14 protein-coding genes are annotated in these 15,917 nt (G+C 46.1%); 4 read left to right on the top strand and 10 right to left on the bottom strand.

Features of this window, described 5'->3' with window-relative positions:
* The first annotated feature begins 59 nt into the window (after positions 1 to 59).
* The 3 genes from AACU59_RS16625 (at position 60) to AACU59_RS16615 (ending at position 2,454) form a co-directional block, all read left to right on the top strand.
* Positions 60 to 1,370: a TolC family outer membrane protein gene (locus AACU59_RS16625; RefSeq protein WP_094145124.1), complete on the top strand. Its 1,311-nt coding sequence runs from the start codon at positions 60 to 62 to the stop codon at positions 1,368 to 1,370.
* Positions 1,351 to 1,986, top strand: coding sequence for an OmpA family protein (locus AACU59_RS16620; protein ID WP_017046139.1), 636 nt, complete (start codon positions 1,351 to 1,353; stop codon positions 1,984 to 1,986). Before AACU59_RS16625 ends, AACU59_RS16620 begins: the two co-directional genes overlap by 20 nt.
* A gap of 117 nt (positions 1,987 to 2,103) precedes the next feature.
* Positions 2,104 to 2,454: a DUF2750 domain-containing protein gene (locus AACU59_RS16615; protein ID WP_013856942.1), complete on the top strand. Its 351-nt coding sequence runs from the start codon at positions 2,104 to 2,106 to the stop codon at positions 2,452 to 2,454.
* A gap of 123 nt (positions 2,455 to 2,577) precedes the next feature.
* Here the strand turns inward: AACU59_RS16615 and queC are convergent, their stop codons facing one another.
* Complete coding sequence (gene queC / locus AACU59_RS16610; protein WP_170899192.1) at positions 2,578 to 3,273, bottom strand: 7-cyano-7-deazaguanine synthase QueC; 696 nt, start codon at positions 3,271 to 3,273, stop codon at positions 2,578 to 2,580.
* Positions 3,274 to 3,283: 10 nt separating this feature from the next.
* Positions 3,284 to 3,934 carry a 7-carboxy-7-deazaguanine synthase QueE gene (queE, locus tag AACU59_RS16605; RefSeq protein WP_237666607.1) on the bottom strand — a complete coding sequence of 217 codons (651 nt, stop codon included), beginning with the start codon at positions 3,932 to 3,934 and terminating at the stop codon, positions 3,284 to 3,286.
* A 192-nt stretch (positions 3,935 to 4,126) separates the two neighbouring features.
* Here queE and yidA point away from each other — a divergent pair, with 192 nt between their 5' ends.
* Positions 4,127 to 4,945, top strand: coding sequence for a sugar-phosphatase (yidA, locus tag AACU59_RS16600; protein WP_094145786.1), 819 nt, complete (start codon positions 4,127 to 4,129; stop codon positions 4,943 to 4,945).
* 58 nt (positions 4,946 to 5,003) lie between these two features.
* Here the strand turns inward: yidA and AACU59_RS16595 are convergent, their stop codons facing one another.
* From AACU59_RS16595 to AACU59_RS16560, 8 genes are all read right to left on the bottom strand, one after another.
* On the bottom strand, positions 5,004 to 6,428 hold the full coding sequence (locus tag AACU59_RS16595; RefSeq protein ID WP_094145787.1) for a bifunctional NUDIX hydrolase/phosphatase PAP2 family protein: 1,425 nt from the start codon (positions 6,426 to 6,428) through the stop codon (positions 5,004 to 5,006).
* Between the two features lie 29 nt (positions 6,429 to 6,457).
* Positions 6,458 to 6,940 (bottom strand): GNAT family N-acetyltransferase, encoded by a 483-nt coding sequence (locus AACU59_RS16590; RefSeq protein WP_094145788.1) that lies wholly within the window; start codon positions 6,938 to 6,940, stop codon positions 6,458 to 6,460.
* Positions 6,941 to 7,163: 223 nt separating this feature from the next.
* On the bottom strand, positions 7,164 to 9,041 hold the full coding sequence (locus AACU59_RS16585) for a propionyl-CoA synthetase (protein WP_094145607.1): 1,878 nt from the start codon (positions 9,039 to 9,041) through the stop codon (positions 7,164 to 7,166).
* A 27-nt stretch (positions 9,042 to 9,068) separates the two neighbouring features.
* Positions 9,069 to 10,259 (bottom strand): 2-methylaconitate cis-trans isomerase PrpF, encoded by a 1,191-nt coding sequence (prpF, locus tag AACU59_RS16580; protein ID WP_094145606.1) that lies wholly within the window; start codon positions 10,257 to 10,259, stop codon positions 9,069 to 9,071.
* A complete protein-coding gene (gene acnD, locus AACU59_RS16575) occupies positions 10,256 to 12,862 on the bottom strand; it encodes a Fe/S-dependent 2-methylisocitrate dehydratase AcnD (protein WP_094145605.1) in 2,607 nt (868 codons plus the stop codon). The genes prpF and acnD overlap by 4 nt, the downstream gene beginning before the upstream one ends.
* A gap of 119 nt (positions 12,863 to 12,981) precedes the next feature.
* Complete coding sequence (prpC, locus tag AACU59_RS16570; protein ID WP_094145604.1) at positions 12,982 to 14,109, bottom strand: bifunctional 2-methylcitrate synthase/citrate synthase; 1,128 nt, start codon at positions 14,107 to 14,109, stop codon at positions 12,982 to 12,984.
* Between the two features lie 26 nt (positions 14,110 to 14,135).
* Positions 14,136 to 15,032, bottom strand: coding sequence for a methylisocitrate lyase (prpB, locus tag AACU59_RS16565; RefSeq protein ID WP_017046149.1), 897 nt, complete (start codon positions 15,030 to 15,032; stop codon positions 14,136 to 14,138).
* A gap of 113 nt (positions 15,033 to 15,145) precedes the next feature.
* Positions 15,146 to 15,856 carry a GntR family transcriptional regulator gene (locus tag AACU59_RS16560; RefSeq protein ID WP_094145603.1) on the bottom strand — a complete coding sequence of 237 codons (711 nt, stop codon included), beginning with the start codon at positions 15,854 to 15,856 and terminating at the stop codon, positions 15,146 to 15,148.
* Positions 15,857 to 15,917: the final 61 nt, after the last annotated feature.

Genomic DNA, 15,917 nt, shown 5'->3' with positions numbered 1-15,917 from the left:
AGCTAATGCCGTACTATTGCGGCTTATAAAGAAGTAGAAGTCCCTAGAGGAGTGCCCAAGTGAATTGGATGAACATGAAAACGTTGAGCTACGCCATCGCACTCAGCTTCCCGATCTCTGTATATAGCCAGACTCTTGAGCAAGCGGTGTCAATAACGCTTGCAACCAATCCAAATATTAAAAGTGCATATAACGAATATGTGAGTAAGCGCTATAATAGCGAAGCCTCTTCTGGTGCTTACCTTCCAAGGATCGATCTCGATGCTGGTATTGGCTACGAAGCGGTAGATTTAGCCTCTGGTACTGAAAATGAACTTACTCGTAAAGAAGCCACCATTACCTTAACCCAACTGATTTGGGATGGATCTTCGACTTTAAACGATATTGATCGTACTTCGGCTGATGCCGAATCCGTTCGTTTCCAACTCTTAGCTGACGCTCAAGATATCGCATTAGAGGTCACTAAGGTGTATCTCGATGCAACGAAAGCGTTTGAAATACTGACACTTTCTGAAAGCAACCTCTCAGTACATAAGAAAATATATCGTGATATACAAAAGCGTGTGGAATCAGGCATTGGTTCAACCGCTGATCTTTCTCAGGTTGAAGCTCGTCTAGCTAAAGCCCATGGAAATCTTTTAGCTGCACAGAATAATCTGTTTGATATACATACCCAGTTTAAACGGTTGGTAGGTCAACCTCCTCAAGATTTAATTTTCCCTAGAGCAGACCACTCTGCTTTGCCTTTTACCGTTGATTACGCTTTAGAAAAAGCCTACCAAGATCACCCGGTCATCAAAGTAGCGCAAGCCGATGTCGATTCCGCAAAGTTTCAATATAAACAAACTCAGGGAACAAATTACCCAACGTTATCTTTCGAAGCTGCACAAACATGGCGTGATGATGCCGGTGGGATAGAAGGTAGCAGCGATGAATTCTCGGCCATGATTAGGATGCGTTACAACCTATATAATGGTGGTTCAGATTCTGCGCGCACCGACAGTGCAGCCTACCAAATGAACAAAGCGAAAGATTTAAGAGATCGGACTTATCGTAGTGTTGAAGAGGGGTTGCGTTTATCTTGGAGCGCTCTTGATTTGACATTACAACAAAAAGAATTTTTAGCCGATCATGTTGATTCTGCTTCAGATACGGTTATTGCTTATGAAAAACAATATAAGCTCGGCAAGCGAACACTATTGGATGTGTTGAATACTGAAAATGAGCTTTTCGAAGCAAGAAAAGGTTATCTCGATGCCAAATACGATGAACAGTATGCAAAATACCGTGTTATGAATGCAACTGGGTCATTGTTGAGTTCGTTGAGAGTGGATACACCCAAAGAGTGGCATGATGCGGTGGAGTACTAACATGTTGAAATACTTATGGCCAATGATAGCGAGCTTACTCTTTATCACCTCGACGGCTTCATCTGCTAGAGATGGTTATCCATATATTGATATGCCACTCGCTGATCAAATAGACGATTTACGTGACGATGATTTTGACGGCGTGATTAATGCCAGAGATTTGTGCCCCGAAACACCATTGAAGTCAGAGATCGATAATGATGGTTGTGGCACTTTCATTAAAACCGAAGAGCAACTCCAGCTTAGAATTCTGTTTGCGAATGATTCAGCAATAGTCAACCCTGTGTTTCTAAGTCAAATACGGTCAATGGCCAATTTTCTCAAGCAATACCCTTCAGCTTCGATTGAATTACAAGGTTATGCCAGTAAGGTTGGGAATCCAGGTTATAACTTAGAGTTATCGAAAAACCGAGCTTATAACGTCGAGAAGGCGCTTGTTAGTTACGGCATTAGCCATACTCGTGTCCGTATTGTTGGTTTTGGTGATACTGAACTGACAGAAAATGGTGATGATGATATTAGCCATGCGATGAATAGAAAAGTTGTCGCCACTGTCGTCGGCCACAAAGGTTCGGTGAAAGAAGAGTGGACCATTTTCACCAAACGCGAGCGTTGAAATCGATATTTATCGAGGATTGGGGCGTTTTCGCCCCTTTTTTCTGTCTAAAATTGTAATGAGTTTACTAGCACAAAATGCTATCCTTGCGCGTCATCACCTTATGAGATAAAGATAATGAGCAAATTAACTGCTGACCTTCAAGCAAACTTAGAATTGTTTATTGAACAAACAAAAGAGACCCAACTAGTATGGGGCTTAAAAAATGAAGATGGTTGGCTGGCATGCGACTCGACAGAATTTGAAAGTAGTGAAGTTATGCCCTTTTGGTCAACCAAAGAAGATGCACAAACTCACAACGTTGAAGAGTGGTCTGACTTCGAAGTGTTAGAAATCCCTCTCGATATTTTCGTAGAAGATTGGTTGATTACCCTTGATGAAGATGGTGTATTAATTGGCACCAACTGGAATGCAAGCTTAGAAGGTAAAGAAGTAGAACCTGCAGATTTGGCCAAAATGTACCTTTAGTACCTTGAACTATTTAGTACCTTGAGCCAAATAATGGGTGTTCTATTTGCACGCTATTCCATTCGCAAACACTAGAACACCCGTTTAAATTTCACTTGATCTATACGTTGATTATTAGATACATCATAAAGTTACAGATTGCTTTTGGTGAAGCGCATTCATCACCAACGCTTTGTTTACTAAATAATCGTTTAAACCCGCTTTACGTAGCTCACATGATGGGCAATCGCCACAACCATCACCAATAATACCGTTATAACAAGTCAGTGTTTCGTGTCTTATGAGTTCGAGAGCATCATGTTGATCCGCCAATGCCCAAGTTTCTGCTTTGTTTAGCCACATTAAAGGAGTACGAATGTTGAATGGGCGATCCATCCCTTGCACCAAAGCACTGTTCATCGCTTTAACAAAGTCATTTCGGCAATCCGGATAACCAGAAAAATCGGTTTCACAAACACCGGTAATTACCTCATCTGCACCTATTTGATACGCGTAAATACCCGCAAGGGTCAAAAACAGAATGTTACGCCCCGGCACAAACGAGTTCGGTAACCCATTCTCTTGTAACTCGTGTGATACTGGAATATCGTCACGAGTGAGTGAACTGATCGCCAACTCATTGAGTAAGCTGACATCCATGACTTTATGTGCAGCTACACCTAACTTTTTCGCTAAGGTGCTGGCAACCTCAATCTCGAGTTTATGGCGTTGGCCATAATCAAAGGTGATGGCGTGCACTTCATCAAACTCTTTTAATGCCTGAACCAAACAGGTTGTTGAATCTTGGCCACCACTAAATACCACAACGGCTTTTTTCATTTTCCTCTCCTCAGGCAATACTTAAATATTTATGCGTTTGAATCGATAAACGCCAGTTCCTCGCAATGCATGTTTCAATGCACAATTGGGTTGCCCGCTCTTTCTGACTAATAGGCTGTAAAGCAATCACTGTTGAATCAGGAACTTGCGCTCGCAGCAATAACGTATCTAGCTGTTCAATATCTTTAGCCGCTGCGACGGGGTGCTTGATCTCATTTGCTCTTAACAGAGCTGAATCGAGTACAGGCAGTTTGCCCTTCATTGCAATTTTTGGTGACACTGTCACCCATGTATTTACCGAGGTTTGAACCGGGAATGTGCCGCTGGTTTCAATTTGAATGTGACATCCCATTGCCTCAAATGCTTGCGCAAGTGGACGCAGATCATAAATACACGGTTCACCACCCGTAATTACAATATGTTTAGCATGATAACCCTGTGTTTTATAGATCGACACCATCTCTTCTGCACTGACTGAGCACCAAGTTGGGCTATCTTGGGTTTTGGCTAGCACGTCATTGATTGGGCGTTCATCTTGCGGCGTTGCATCCCACGTCTGCTTTGTATCGCACCAAGCGCATCCCACTGGGCATTCTTGCAAACGAATAAAAACCGCAGGAACGCCGGTATGCACGCCTTCACCTTGAATGGTCTCAAACATTTCATTAATTTTGTACAACGTAAACTCAGCCTAACTCAATATCAAAAAATGCAGGTCGCTGACCTTAATAGATGCCTTGCCTTAGGTCAAACTAAACCCATCACGTGCGTAAAAATTTGACTAAATCAGTGGCGATCACATCTCAACTTGCATAAGCTGCTGGCTTTCTTCTTCACTTAATTTAGGTAAGTCATGTATAAACTCATCGCTTTAGATATGGACGGTACTCTTCTCAATAGCCAAAAACAGATCACAGCCAGAACAAAACAGGCTATAGCCAAAGCTCGTGAAAAAGGAGTTAGAGTTGTGCTGGCGTCTGGACGTCCCATTGATGGCATGCGCGATAAGTTGCAAGAACTGCATTTAAACTCAAATGAGGATTTTGTCCTTTACTATAATGGGTCAATGGTTCAAAACATTGGCAGTGGTGAAATTATTCATCACAAAATTATCGATGGCCGCTCTGCAAAATTAGTCGCTAACCTTGCTAACCAACTTAACGTGAATACGCACGCCTTTAGCCAAGTTCATGGTCTGATCACGCCTAAAATCAGTGAATATACCGAGCTTGAAGCAAGAATCAACGGACTGCCTATCACGGAAATGGATTTTGAACAGCTTGAAGATGATCATCCCATCATCAAAGCAATGATTGTGGCAGAGCCTAGCTTGCTACAAAAAACCATTGAGCAACTTCCTCGGGAACTCTATCAGCAGTTTACCATTGTACAAAGTGCACCATTCTTTCTTGAATTCCTAAACACACACAGTAATAAAGGCGTCGGTGTCAAAGCGATTGCCGAGCACTTGGGGATCGAGGCTAAACACATTATTTGTATGGGAGATGCTGAAAATGATCATCACATGCTGCAATACGCAGGACTTGGAATTGCAATGGCAAATGCGATGGAACAAACTAAGCAGCTAGCCGACTATATTACACTCAGTAATGACAACGATGGTGTAGCAGTTGCTATAGAAAAATTTGTACTCGGTGAGTCTCACGAATAGGCATTAAAGACGCCTCCGTCGAGGCGTCTTTAATCGGGATGTTGACTAAACAACCAAGTTAAGCACGGCATTTTCGCATGAACCATGCAAAGATGAGCATGAGTATTGGCAAGCGGAGCGTCTCAACCAATAAAGAGAAAATACTGCTGTATGAAACGAGCGTGGCACCAAATAACACCACTTGATTGAGTGCTAATAAGAAAACGATCAGCAGCCACATTCGTTGAAGAGTGATGTGTAGTGGTTCAGTGCTCTTTGTCATAACTAAAGCCGATGCCGTCAGCAAAATGGCTAACCAAGCGGTGAAACTAGGCAAGGGCCAGATCATAACCAGCAGTGCAACCGTGATCGTTAAACCCCACCATACCCCACGCGAACCCAGCAGTGTTCTGACGTCGGTATAAGATTGTTCATCTAAACGAACAATGTGCCACGCAACCAGAGCGCCCAACAATCCACCTATCACCATATCGCTGATGAAGGCTTCCCCAATATAGAATTTGGCCAACATTAATAGCCCCATCAACACGATAAAACCCACAAACATTCGGTTGAAATCGAGATGATCAAAAGCTCGCAATAGTGATATCCCTACACCAAACCAAACTGCAATCGGTAAACTTGGAAAACCGTACCCGTAACTTTGGCAAAGTTCCAACAATGGTATATAGGCATGGGGTCTTGGTAATGCAAATCCTTGCTGAGCGACTAATGACAACAATGAACTCACGGTAACCACAAAAAATATCTTATAAACAGACTCTTTACCCAGATAACAGGCAATCACTGGAAACAAAACTATCAGCAATAAAGGATCCGTCAATTTGGTGATCCATACTGCGATTTGATAAATCGACGAACTCAGCGTATACGGCCATTCCGCAACCGTATTCTGCAATTTCATCATCCAGCCTAATTCGATTTGGTGAAACCGAGGCGCAGCAGAAACCAGATTCTCTACATAAATCACGGGTTGGCTATCCGCTTCTTGATACATGGTTTTGATCCGATCCCATTGCTCAGGGTAACGATACTGACTTGCATCAATACGATACGGATCGATCAGCATTGCGCTAGCAACCTCGACACCATAATGAGGAGCAAACCAAATAGGCAACTCATGTCCATTACGGCTATTTTTTGACTCAAAAGCAATCACATCGGAATCACTGCGACAGCTGTAAACGACAGCCGTATCCGTATACCCCAACGTGCGCCCTACAGTTACAACAAGGCCCGTTTCTTCCCATGTTTCTCTTTGCGCGGCCAATTCTGGAGATTCACCGGGAGATATCGTCCCTCCTGGTAATGAAATCTGCTTGGTGATCACCTCGTTAACGAGCACGATCTTATGATCGGCTTTAACTAGGCATAGAGCACCACGAATATTATCTGGTAGCGTTACGGGTTGTTGAGCGACACCAACACTTGACCAGAACAACGACAGCAAACAGACACTCAACAATGAAAACTGTTTTAACACATTAAAAATCCATGATTATTATTATCGAATTACTTGCTATCGATTGACTTTCTTAACCAATGTATATGCGATGAAAAACCAGAACGTTGATAAAAAGATTGCGCTCCTTGGTTAAAATCCCACACTTCGACAAATACTTGGGTAATACCGTACTCTTTTAATGTCTGTTCCATTTTTTGAAACAGCTGCTGTGCGATATGCTGCTTACGATATTGTGGCTCAACGTAAAGCTCATCAATACTGCCCATTGGTACCGCTTTGCTCACGCTTGAAATTAACTCGCAAAAGTGACCCGATATAAATCCCACAATTTGACTGTCTATTTTGGCAACGTAAACCAAACATTCCGGATCATCTAAATAACGAGCAATACTTTTTTCTTGTTCAATCTCTTCTGCTGTTTTGAAATACTCAGGGCAAGCAAGGTGATGTTCATGATGAAGGTCATACATCAACTGATTCAGTTGCGGTAAATCACGATCACAAGCAGGAGTGATGATAACTAACGACATATTTCGCGCTCTGAATGAATAAAGCTTGGGCCGTGATTCTATAAGATAGTGATTAAAAAATATATCTTCATGCGTAGTGTTTTTGTTCAATTGAACGCTAATTTCGTCTTAGAAATAAGACCGATGAACTAAGAGAAACAAATAAAATGCGGATGGCAAATTGGTAATGAAAACGCCTCATTCATCTGAGGCGCCTCGATTAATCGTCAACTATATGTAGCCGCTAGTGATGGAGCGCTTTTTCTAACTCACTCAAGCTCATTGGGTCATCAATTGTTGAAGGGACAGCATACTCTTCGCCATCGGCAATTTGTCGAATGACTCGACGCAGAATTTTACCAGAGCGCGTTTTGGGTAAACGATCAACAATTAACGCATGCTTAAAGCACGCTACCGCACCAATTTCACTGCGCACTTTGTTAACAAGTTCTTGTTCCAACTCGCGCTCATCCACCTTAACGCCATCTTTAAGCACCACCAACCCTAACGGCAACTGCCCTTTCAGCTCGTCATACACTCCGACTACAGCACATTCGGCAACCGCAGGATGAGCACCGACGATTTCTTCCATCTCCCCCGTAGATAAACGATGGCCTGCAACGTTTATCACATCATCAATTCGCCCCATGATGAAGAGATAACCCTCTTCATCCAAATAGCCACCATCACCAGAAACATAGTAACCGTCAAATTGAGCAAGGTAACTGGACTCAAATCGTTCGTGATCACGCCATACCGTCGCTAAACAACTTGGTGGTAAGGGGCGCTTCAACGCCACAAACCCTTGTTGATTGGCGGGCATCACTTCACCTAGCTCATTGAGAATCTCGACCTGATAACCGGGAATCGGTTTCGTTGCTGACCCCGCTTTAATTGGCATTGACTCAAGCCCTATCGGATTTCCAGCAATCGCCCAACCGGTTTCGGTTTGCCACCAATGGTCAACTACTGGCTTTTGAGTGTGCTGTTCTACCCATTCAAGTGTCGGCGGGTCAAGACGTTCTCCGGCCATAAAAATAGTGGTTAAAGTGGATAAATCATAATGTTTGAGTAGATCGCCATTGGGATCTTCTTTTTTGATGGCGCGAAAGGCGGTAGGCGCAGAAAAAAGTACGTCCACCTTATACTCTTGGCACACTCGCCAAAATGCAGCCGGATCGGGTGTGCGTACCGGTTTACCTTCATACAAAATAGTGGTGCAACCGTGAATCAAGGGCGCATAAACAATGTAAGAGTGACCGACTACCCACCCCACGTCCGACGCAGCCCAAAAAACACCTTGTTGAGGCATATTGTAGATGGTTGACATGGAGTACTTCATCGCGACTGCATGACCACCGTTGTCGCGCACCACCCCTTTGGGTTTGCCTGTTGTACCTGATGTGTAAAGAATATAAAGCGGATCGGTCGCCAAAACCGGCACACAATCATGCGACGGTGCTTCTTTAACGGCTCGATTCCACTCTAGATCTCGCTCATTATTTAAGTCAGCCACATGCTCCGAGCGTTGTAACACCACCACTTTTTCCGGCTTCCATTTGCTGTCTAAAATGGCACGGTCAACTAAGGGTTTGTAGGGTAAAATCTTATTGATTTCGATACCGCAAGATGCCGTCATAATCACTTTCGGTTCAGCATCTTCAATACGTACCGCTAATTCATTGGGTGCAAAACCGCCAAAAACGACAGAGTGAATCGCGCCAAGCCGTGCACAAGCGAGCATCGCCATCCCTGCTTCCGGGATCATTGGCATATAAATGATCACCCGATCGCCTTTAGCAACACCTTGCATTGCCAGCATTCCCGCCACTTTCGCTACCTGATCTCGTAATTGTGTATAGCTGTATTGACGCTTTCTTCCGGTCACTGGGGAATCATAAATCAGCGCGGTTTGTTCACCTCGCCCCTCTTCACAATGATAATCTAGCGCCAACCAACAGGTATTGAGTACACCATCGGTAAACCAGCGTTCAATGCCATGCTCATCTTTTTGTAAGATAGTTTGGGGAAACTCAAACCACTCAATCTGCCGAGCTTGAGCCTGCCAAAATGATTCAGGTTCAGATTGAGCCCATTGATATTCCTTTAAATATGCCGACATAACATTTCCCTTAACATGATTTGAGGCTTAACGATGGACTCGCACCCAACCTTCCATTAACACCCGCGCGCTGCGGCTCATACTAGCTTTCTCTATTCCCCAATGACCCTCTCGTAAAACGGCTTTAGCGCCCACTTTCAGCGTACCGGATGGATGACCAAAAGTGACCGATTCTTTTGCTCCACCGCCCGCCAACATATTCACTAACGTCCCAGGGACACTGGCCGCTGAAGCGATGGCCACGGCGGCCGTTCCCATCATCGCATGATGCAGTTTTCCCATAGACAGCGCGCGCACCACAATATCGACATCGTTCGCCGATACCGCTTTACCACTGGATGACAAATAGGATTGCGCTTTTGCTACAAACGCTACTTTAGGCGTATGTTGGCGCAGTTGGGCTTGTTCAATATGCTCAATCAAACCCATTTTCACAGCGCCATAAGCGCGAATCGCTTCAAACATCGCCAAGGCATGATCATCATTGTTGATCGCCTCTTGCAGTTCAGTACCTTGATAACCGATGTCGTGAGCATCGATAAAAATCGTCGGAATGCCCGCATTAATGAGCGTTGCATTCAAGGTTCCCACGCCGGGGATTTGCAGTTGGTCGAGCACATTTCCGGTTGGGAACATCACACCGCTATCATCGGCAGGATCGAGAAAATCAACCGCAATTTCAGCAGCGGGAAAGGTCACCCCATCAAGTTCGAAATCACCACACTCTTGCACTTCACCCTGCTCAATTGGCACATGGATGAGAATGGTTTTACCAATGTTGGCTTGCCAAACGCGAACCGCCACTACACCGTTATTAGGGATCCGTTCTGGGTCGATAAAACCGCTGTGAATCGCAAATGGCCCTACCGCCGCAGAAAGGTTACCGCAGTTGCCGCTCCAGTCTACAAACGCTTTGTCTATCGAAACTTGGCCGAACAAATAATCCACATCGTGATCGGCTTGCTCACTTTTGGAGAGAATCACGGCTTTGCTGGTGCTAGAACTTGCGCCGCCCATGCCATCAATTTGTTTGCCATAAGGATCGGGGCTACCAATGACACGCAACAGCAGTTGATCTCGCGCCTCTCCCGCTTGCTGAGCCTCTTTGGGTAAATCTTCAAGCCGAAAAAACACGCCCTTACTGGTGCCGCCGCGCATATACATCGCCGGAATTTTTAATGAGTTACTCACCTGATACTCCTTTATCCTTAGCGTCATTGAGCCAGAAAATCTTGCGCAAAACGCTGCAATACGCCACCAGCCTGATACACACTGACTTCATCAGCCGTGTCTAAACGACAAGTCACCGTAACCTTCTGCTGTTCGCCCTTATTTGCGCCTTGCGTACGCGTGATCACCAAGGTTAAGTTGATGCCCGGCTTAATATCTCCCACCACATCATAAAGCTCAGTACCATCGAGTTTCAGTGTGTGGCGGTCCGTTCCCGTTTTAAATTGCAGTGGCAGAACACCCATCCCGACTAAATTCGTGCGATGGATCCGTTCAAACCCCTCGGCAACAATGGCTTCAACTCCCGCCAAACGTACACCTTTCGCCGCCCAATCACGTGACGAACCTTGCCCATAATCGGCCCCAGCAATAATGATCAATGGCTGCTTACGATCCATATAAGTCTCTATCACTTCCCACATGCGGGTAACCAAGCCTTCAGGTTCAATGCGCGCCAACGAGCCTTGCTTTACTTTGCCCTCCTCTTGCACCATCTCATTGAACAGTTTGGGGTTAGCAAAAGTGGCGCGTTGCGCGGTCAGATGGTCACCACGATGCGTGGCATAGGAGTTGAAATCTTGCTCCGGAACGCCCATTTTGAGCAAATATTCCCCAGCGGCACTGGTCGCTAAAATAGCGTTCGATGGCGATAAATGATCCGTAGTGATGTTGTCACCTAAAATAGCCAAAGGTCGCATGGCCGACAGCCGACGTTCACCCGCTAACGCACCTTCCCAATAAGGCGGACGACGGATATAAGTGCTCATGGGGCGCCAATCATAAAGTGGCTTTTGTTTGGCCATGTGCTCATCTAATTTAAACATCTGAATGTAGATTTGTTTGAACTGTTCGGGCTTAACATGGCGCGCCACCACATCATCGATCTCTTCATCAGTTGGCCATAAATCATTGAGGTAAATCGGCTTGCCTTGCGCATCTATTCCCAATGCGTCTTTTTCAATATCAAAACGAATCGTACCCGCAAGTGCATACGCCACCACCAATGGCGGAGAGGCAAGAAAAGCCTGTTTCGCATAGGGATGAATGCGGCCATCAAAGTTTCGGTTACCTGATAGCACAGCCGTAGTATAGAGATCGCGTTCAATGATTTGCTGCTCAATCATTGGATCAAGCGCGCCACTCATGCCATTACAGGTGGTGCATGCATAAGCGACGATGCCAAAACCGAGCTGTTCTAGCTCAGGCAGCAGGCCAGCTTCCTCTAAATAAAGTTTGGCTACTTTTGAGCCCGGTGCAAAAGAGGTTTTGATCCAAGGTTTGCGAACCAAACCCAATTGATTGGCCTTTTTCGCCAGCAATGCGGCGGCCACGACATTGCGCGGATTACTGGTATTGGTGCACGAAGTAATGGCGGCGATGATCACTGCGCCATCAGGTAATTCGCCTTCTTTGGTTTGCCACGCCCCCGCAATACCGCGCTCGGTCAGTTCGCTTGTCGGCAAACGGCGATGAGGATTCGAAGGCCCGGCTAAATTGCGCTGTACACTTGAGAGATCAAATTCCAGCACCCGTTCGTATTGCGCTTCAATCAAATCATCGGCCCATAAGCCGGTTTGCTTAGCGTATTGTTCAACCAAGGCTACTTGCTGTGCGTCTCGACCCGTGAGTTTGAGGTAGTTGATGGTTTGCTCATCAATATAGAACATACCTGCGGTTGCACCATATTCAGGTGTCATATTGGAAAGCGTTGCACGATCGCCAATCGTCAATGCGCGAGCGCCTTCTCCGAAAAACTCCAGATAACAAGACACCACGCGCTGATTTCGCAAGAACTCCGTAATGGCAAGCACAATGTCGGTCGCGGTGATCCCCGCTTGGCGTTGACCGGTTAGTTTAACGCCGACAATATCGGGCAGACGCATCATCGAAGGCCGACCTAACATCACTGTTTCGGCTTCTAACCCACCGACGCCAATCGCCAGCACGCCTAATGAATCGACATGAGGAGTATGGCTGTCAGTACCGACACAAGTATCTGGAAATGCTAAGCCGTTTTTCACTTGGATGACGGGCGACATTTTTTCTAAGTTAATCTGGTGCATGATGCCATTACCCGCCGGAATAACGCTGACATTTTCAAAGGCTGTTTTGCACCATTCGATGAAGTGAAAGCGATCTTCATTGCGGCGATCTTCAATCGCACGGTTTTTTTCAAACGCGTCCGCTTCAAAGCCGGCATGTTCAACCGCGAGTGAGTGATCGACAATCAGTTGCGTTTCCACCACAGGGTTTACTTTGGATGGATCACCACCTTGCTGAGCGATCGCGTCTCTTAACCCCGCCAAGTCCACTAAAGCGGTTTGCCCTAAAATGTCGTGGCACACCACACGCGCCGGATACCACGGGAAGTCGAGATCGCGCTTACGCTCAATCAGCTGTTTCAGCGAATCAACCAATGTGTGCGGCTCACAGCGGCGGACTAAGTTTTCCGCCAGTATTCGTGAGGTGTAAGGTAGCCGATCATACGCTCCGGCTTGGATATCATTGACCGCTTGTCGTGCATCAAAATACTCCAGCGCGGTCGCTGGTAATACTTTTTTGTATTGGCTGTTGATCGTTTGATGACTCATCAATTCCACCCATAAAACTGTCTATTCGAAACATTGTCTATTCAAAACATCGTCTAGCGAGCTAAGTTTTACCTACCATCAAACCATACACCAAAGGAGCATGGCTTGATTTCATCCCATTAACGCTGCTCTATTGGTATCCACTCTTGATGTTCAGGACCGTCATAATCGGCACTTGGGCGAATAATTCGGTTATTAGCGCGCTGCTCAAACACATGAGCGGCCCAGCCAGTTAATCGACTCATCACAAAAATAGGGGTAAATAATGGCGTAGGGATACCCATAAAATGGTAGGCCGAAGCGTGGAAAAAATCCGCATTACAAAATAGGCCTTTCTCACGTTTCATCACCGCTTCAACACGTTCTGATACCGCGTACAAATGCGTATCACCCACCGCTTCAGATAACGCTTTTGACCAACGTTTGATCAATGCGTTACGCGGGTCACTTTCACGATAAATGGCATGACCAAAGCCCATAATTTTGTCTTTATTAGCCAACATTTGCAGAATATTGGCCTCAGCTTCGTCCGGTGTTTGCCAGCGTTCAATCATCGCCATCGCCGCTTCATTGGCTCCACCATGCAACGGGCCGCGCAGTGTGCCAATCGCCCCGGTTACGCAAGAGTGAATATCTGACAGCGTAGAAGCACAGACGCGCGCGGAAAACGTTGATGCATTAAACTCATGCTCTGCGTACAGAATCAATGAGCAATGCATCACCTGCTTATGCAGCTCGCTCGGTGCTTTTCCTGTCAGCATTTTTAAGAAGTAGCCACCAATGCATGCTTCGCTTTGATCTTCAGTGTCAATCCGGATGCCTTGATGGCTGAAACGATACCAATAACAGATAATAGCGGGGAAAAGTGCCAACATCCGTTCGGTCGCACTCAACTGCTCAGCAAAACTGTGCTCGGTTTCAAGGTTGCCTAAAACTGAACAGCCGGTGCGCATTACGTCCATTGGATGTGTACTGGCTGGCAGCAGCTCTAGCGCGGCTTTTAACGGCTGCGGTAAACCTCGTAATCCCATTAAGCGGGTTTTGTACTGGTCAAGTTCACTTTGATTAGGTAAATGGCCAATCAATAACAGATGAGCGACCTCTTCAAACTGTGCATGGTTGGCAAGATCGGTGATGTCATAACCTCGATAAGTTAGACCCGTCCCCGTTTTTCCGACAGTACATAAAGCGGTGACTCCCGCGCTTTGACCGCGCAGACCTGCGCCGCCCAGTGGTGCGTTTGACATGTTGAACTCCTTTTCCTTTGTTTTTATTATTCCTTTGATGAAAAAAGCTCGTCGAGCTTATCTTCGTAATCGTGGTAATTGAGATAGTCATACAGCTCGCTACGGGTTTGCATGCTATCGAGCAAAGCTTGTTGGTTGCCCTGCTCTAATAAATGACGATAGACATTCTCAGCCGCTTTATTCATCGCACGAAACGCACTCAATGGGTAAAGCACCATATCCACTTTCACTTGAGCAAGTTCTGCACATGGGTAGAGCGGCGTCTGCCCAAACTCAGTAATATTGGCTAAAATCGGCACTGACTTACCACAAGCTGCGCTTAGCGCGGTGGAGAAACGATCGTACTGCTCAAGAGTGGTCATCGCTTCGGGGAAAATCATATCGGCTCCGGCCTGCACGCAAGCAATGGCACGTTCAATGGCGCTATCAATGCCTTCCACCGCTAACGCATCGGTGCGCGCCATGATCACAAACTCTGGGTTCACTCGTGCATCTACCGCGGCTTTTACGCGATCAACCATCTCTTGCTGGCTGACGATCGCTTTATTAGGGCGGTGCCCGCAGCGTTTCTGCGCAACTTGATCTTCCATATGCACGGCAGCAGCGCCCGCTTTCTCCATCGCTTTGATAGTGCGAGCAATACTAAATGCGCCGCCAAAACCGGTATCAATATCCACCAACAAAGGCAAATCACACGCATTGGTGATGCGCTCAACATCCACCAGCACATCATTTAATGTGGTGATACCTAAATCAGGCAAACCATACGAAGCGTTAGCGATGCCACCACCCGACAGATAAATGGCTTGGTGGCCTAAACGTTTGGCCATCATTGCGCAATAGGGATTGATCGTGCCGACAATCTGCAACGGATCATTTTGTTGAACAGCGAGTCTAAATTTCGCCCCCTGACTTAAGCTCATGAGATTCTCCTAATCAGTCGCTTGGTTATCGCCCTTATTCAAGGCCGCTCTATGCGTGGTTCTTGGTTTGCTTCATTGCATGCATGATTATTTTCTACCCGCCGCCCTGTGGCTTACTCTTTTACTATCTGCTGTTCAATCAAGATTCGACTGCCCGAAATATGGCGTCGCATCAACATCTCAGCCAGTTCTTCATCGCGGTTTTTGATCGCTTGTAGAATGTATTTGTGCTCATCCAACGCCTCCTTCGGGCGTGAATGTGAGCGTGGCGATTGATAACGATACATGCGCAGTAAGTGATAGAGCTCATCACACAATAAAGTCACTAATTTATGATTACGGCTGGCTTTGATGATGCGGTAATGAAAGTCAAAATCACCGTGTTGATGGAAATAGGAAGCCCCTTCGACTTGCTCAATATGATTCGAATGTGTCGACAATAATGCCTCTAGCCCTTGTAATTCAGAGGACGAAATGTTGCGCGCCGCTAACCTTGCCGCCATACCCTCTAACGCTTCGCGTACTGCATAAAGCTCCACCAACTTACCGGGTGACAACTCAATGACTCGCGCACCCACATGTGAAACACGTTCGATCAACCCCAAGCCTTCCACACGCATTATCGCTTCACGCAGTGGCCCACGGCTGACTTGAAAACGTTTGGCGAGTTCGGGTTCTGAAATCTTGCTGCCCGGTGCTATACGCCCTTCAACAACCGCCTCAATCAGATACTCCGTAAGGTTTTCCGATTTGGTGTTCTCTTTTTCTCGTTCAACAGCGTGTGATTTTGTATCAGTACTGTTTAGTGTTAGTGCACTATTCATCTTGTTATCGCTCACAGGTTGGATTCATGCTGAGACGCAAAGCACTCACACACTTATACGT

This window comes from Vibrio sp. V23_P3S9T160, assembly GCF_963886625.1.
In the GTDB taxonomy this organism is placed as follows: Bacteria; Pseudomonadota; Gammaproteobacteria; order Enterobacterales; family Vibrionaceae; genus Vibrio; species Vibrio anguillarum.
Note: the sequence above shows the minus strand (reverse complement) of the source record. Positions and strands in the feature narration are given on the sequence as shown.

What these genes read in the sequence shown, in the direction of transcription:
- AACU59_RS16620 (WP_017046139.1), top strand. Translation starts at nt 1,351, where the DNA reads ATGATGCGGTGGAGTACTAACATGTTGAAATACTTATGGCCAATGATA.
- AACU59_RS16615 (WP_013856942.1), top strand. Translation starts at nt 2,104, where the DNA reads ATGAGCAAATTAACTGCTGACCTTCAAGCAAACTTAGAATTGTTTATT.
- queC (WP_170899192.1), bottom strand. Translation starts at nt 3,273, where the DNA reads ATGAAAAAAGCCGTTGTGGTATTTAGTGGTGGCCAAGATTCAACAACC.
- queE (WP_237666607.1), bottom strand. Translation starts at nt 3,934, where the DNA reads ATGTTTGAGACCATTCAAGGTGAAGGCGTGCATACCGGCGTTCCTGCG.
- yidA (WP_094145786.1), top strand. Translation starts at nt 4,127, where the DNA reads ATGTATAAACTCATCGCTTTAGATATGGACGGTACTCTTCTCAATAGC.
- AACU59_RS16590 (WP_094145788.1), bottom strand. Translation starts at nt 6,940, where the DNA reads ATGTCGTTAGTTATCATCACTCCTGCTTGTGATCGTGATTTACCGCAA.
- AACU59_RS16585 (WP_094145607.1), bottom strand. Translation starts at nt 9,041, where the DNA reads ATGTCGGCATATTTAAAGGAATATCAATGGGCTCAATCTGAACCTGAA.
- prpF (WP_094145606.1), bottom strand. Translation starts at nt 10,259, where the DNA reads ATGACGCTAAGGATAAAGGAGTATCAGGTGAGTAACTCATTAAAAATT.
- acnD (WP_094145605.1), bottom strand. Translation starts at nt 12,862, where the DNA reads ATGAGTCATCAAACGATCAACAGCCAATACAAAAAAGTATTACCAGCG.
- prpC (WP_094145604.1), bottom strand. Translation starts at nt 14,109, where the DNA reads ATGTCAAACGCACCACTGGGCGGCGCAGGTCTGCGCGGTCAAAGCGCG.
- prpB (WP_017046149.1), bottom strand. Translation starts at nt 15,032, where the DNA reads ATGAGCTTAAGTCAGGGGGCGAAATTTAGACTCGCTGTTCAACAAAAT.
- AACU59_RS16560 (WP_094145603.1), bottom strand. Translation starts at nt 15,856, where the DNA reads ATGAATAGTGCACTAACACTAAACAGTACTGATACAAAATCACACGCT.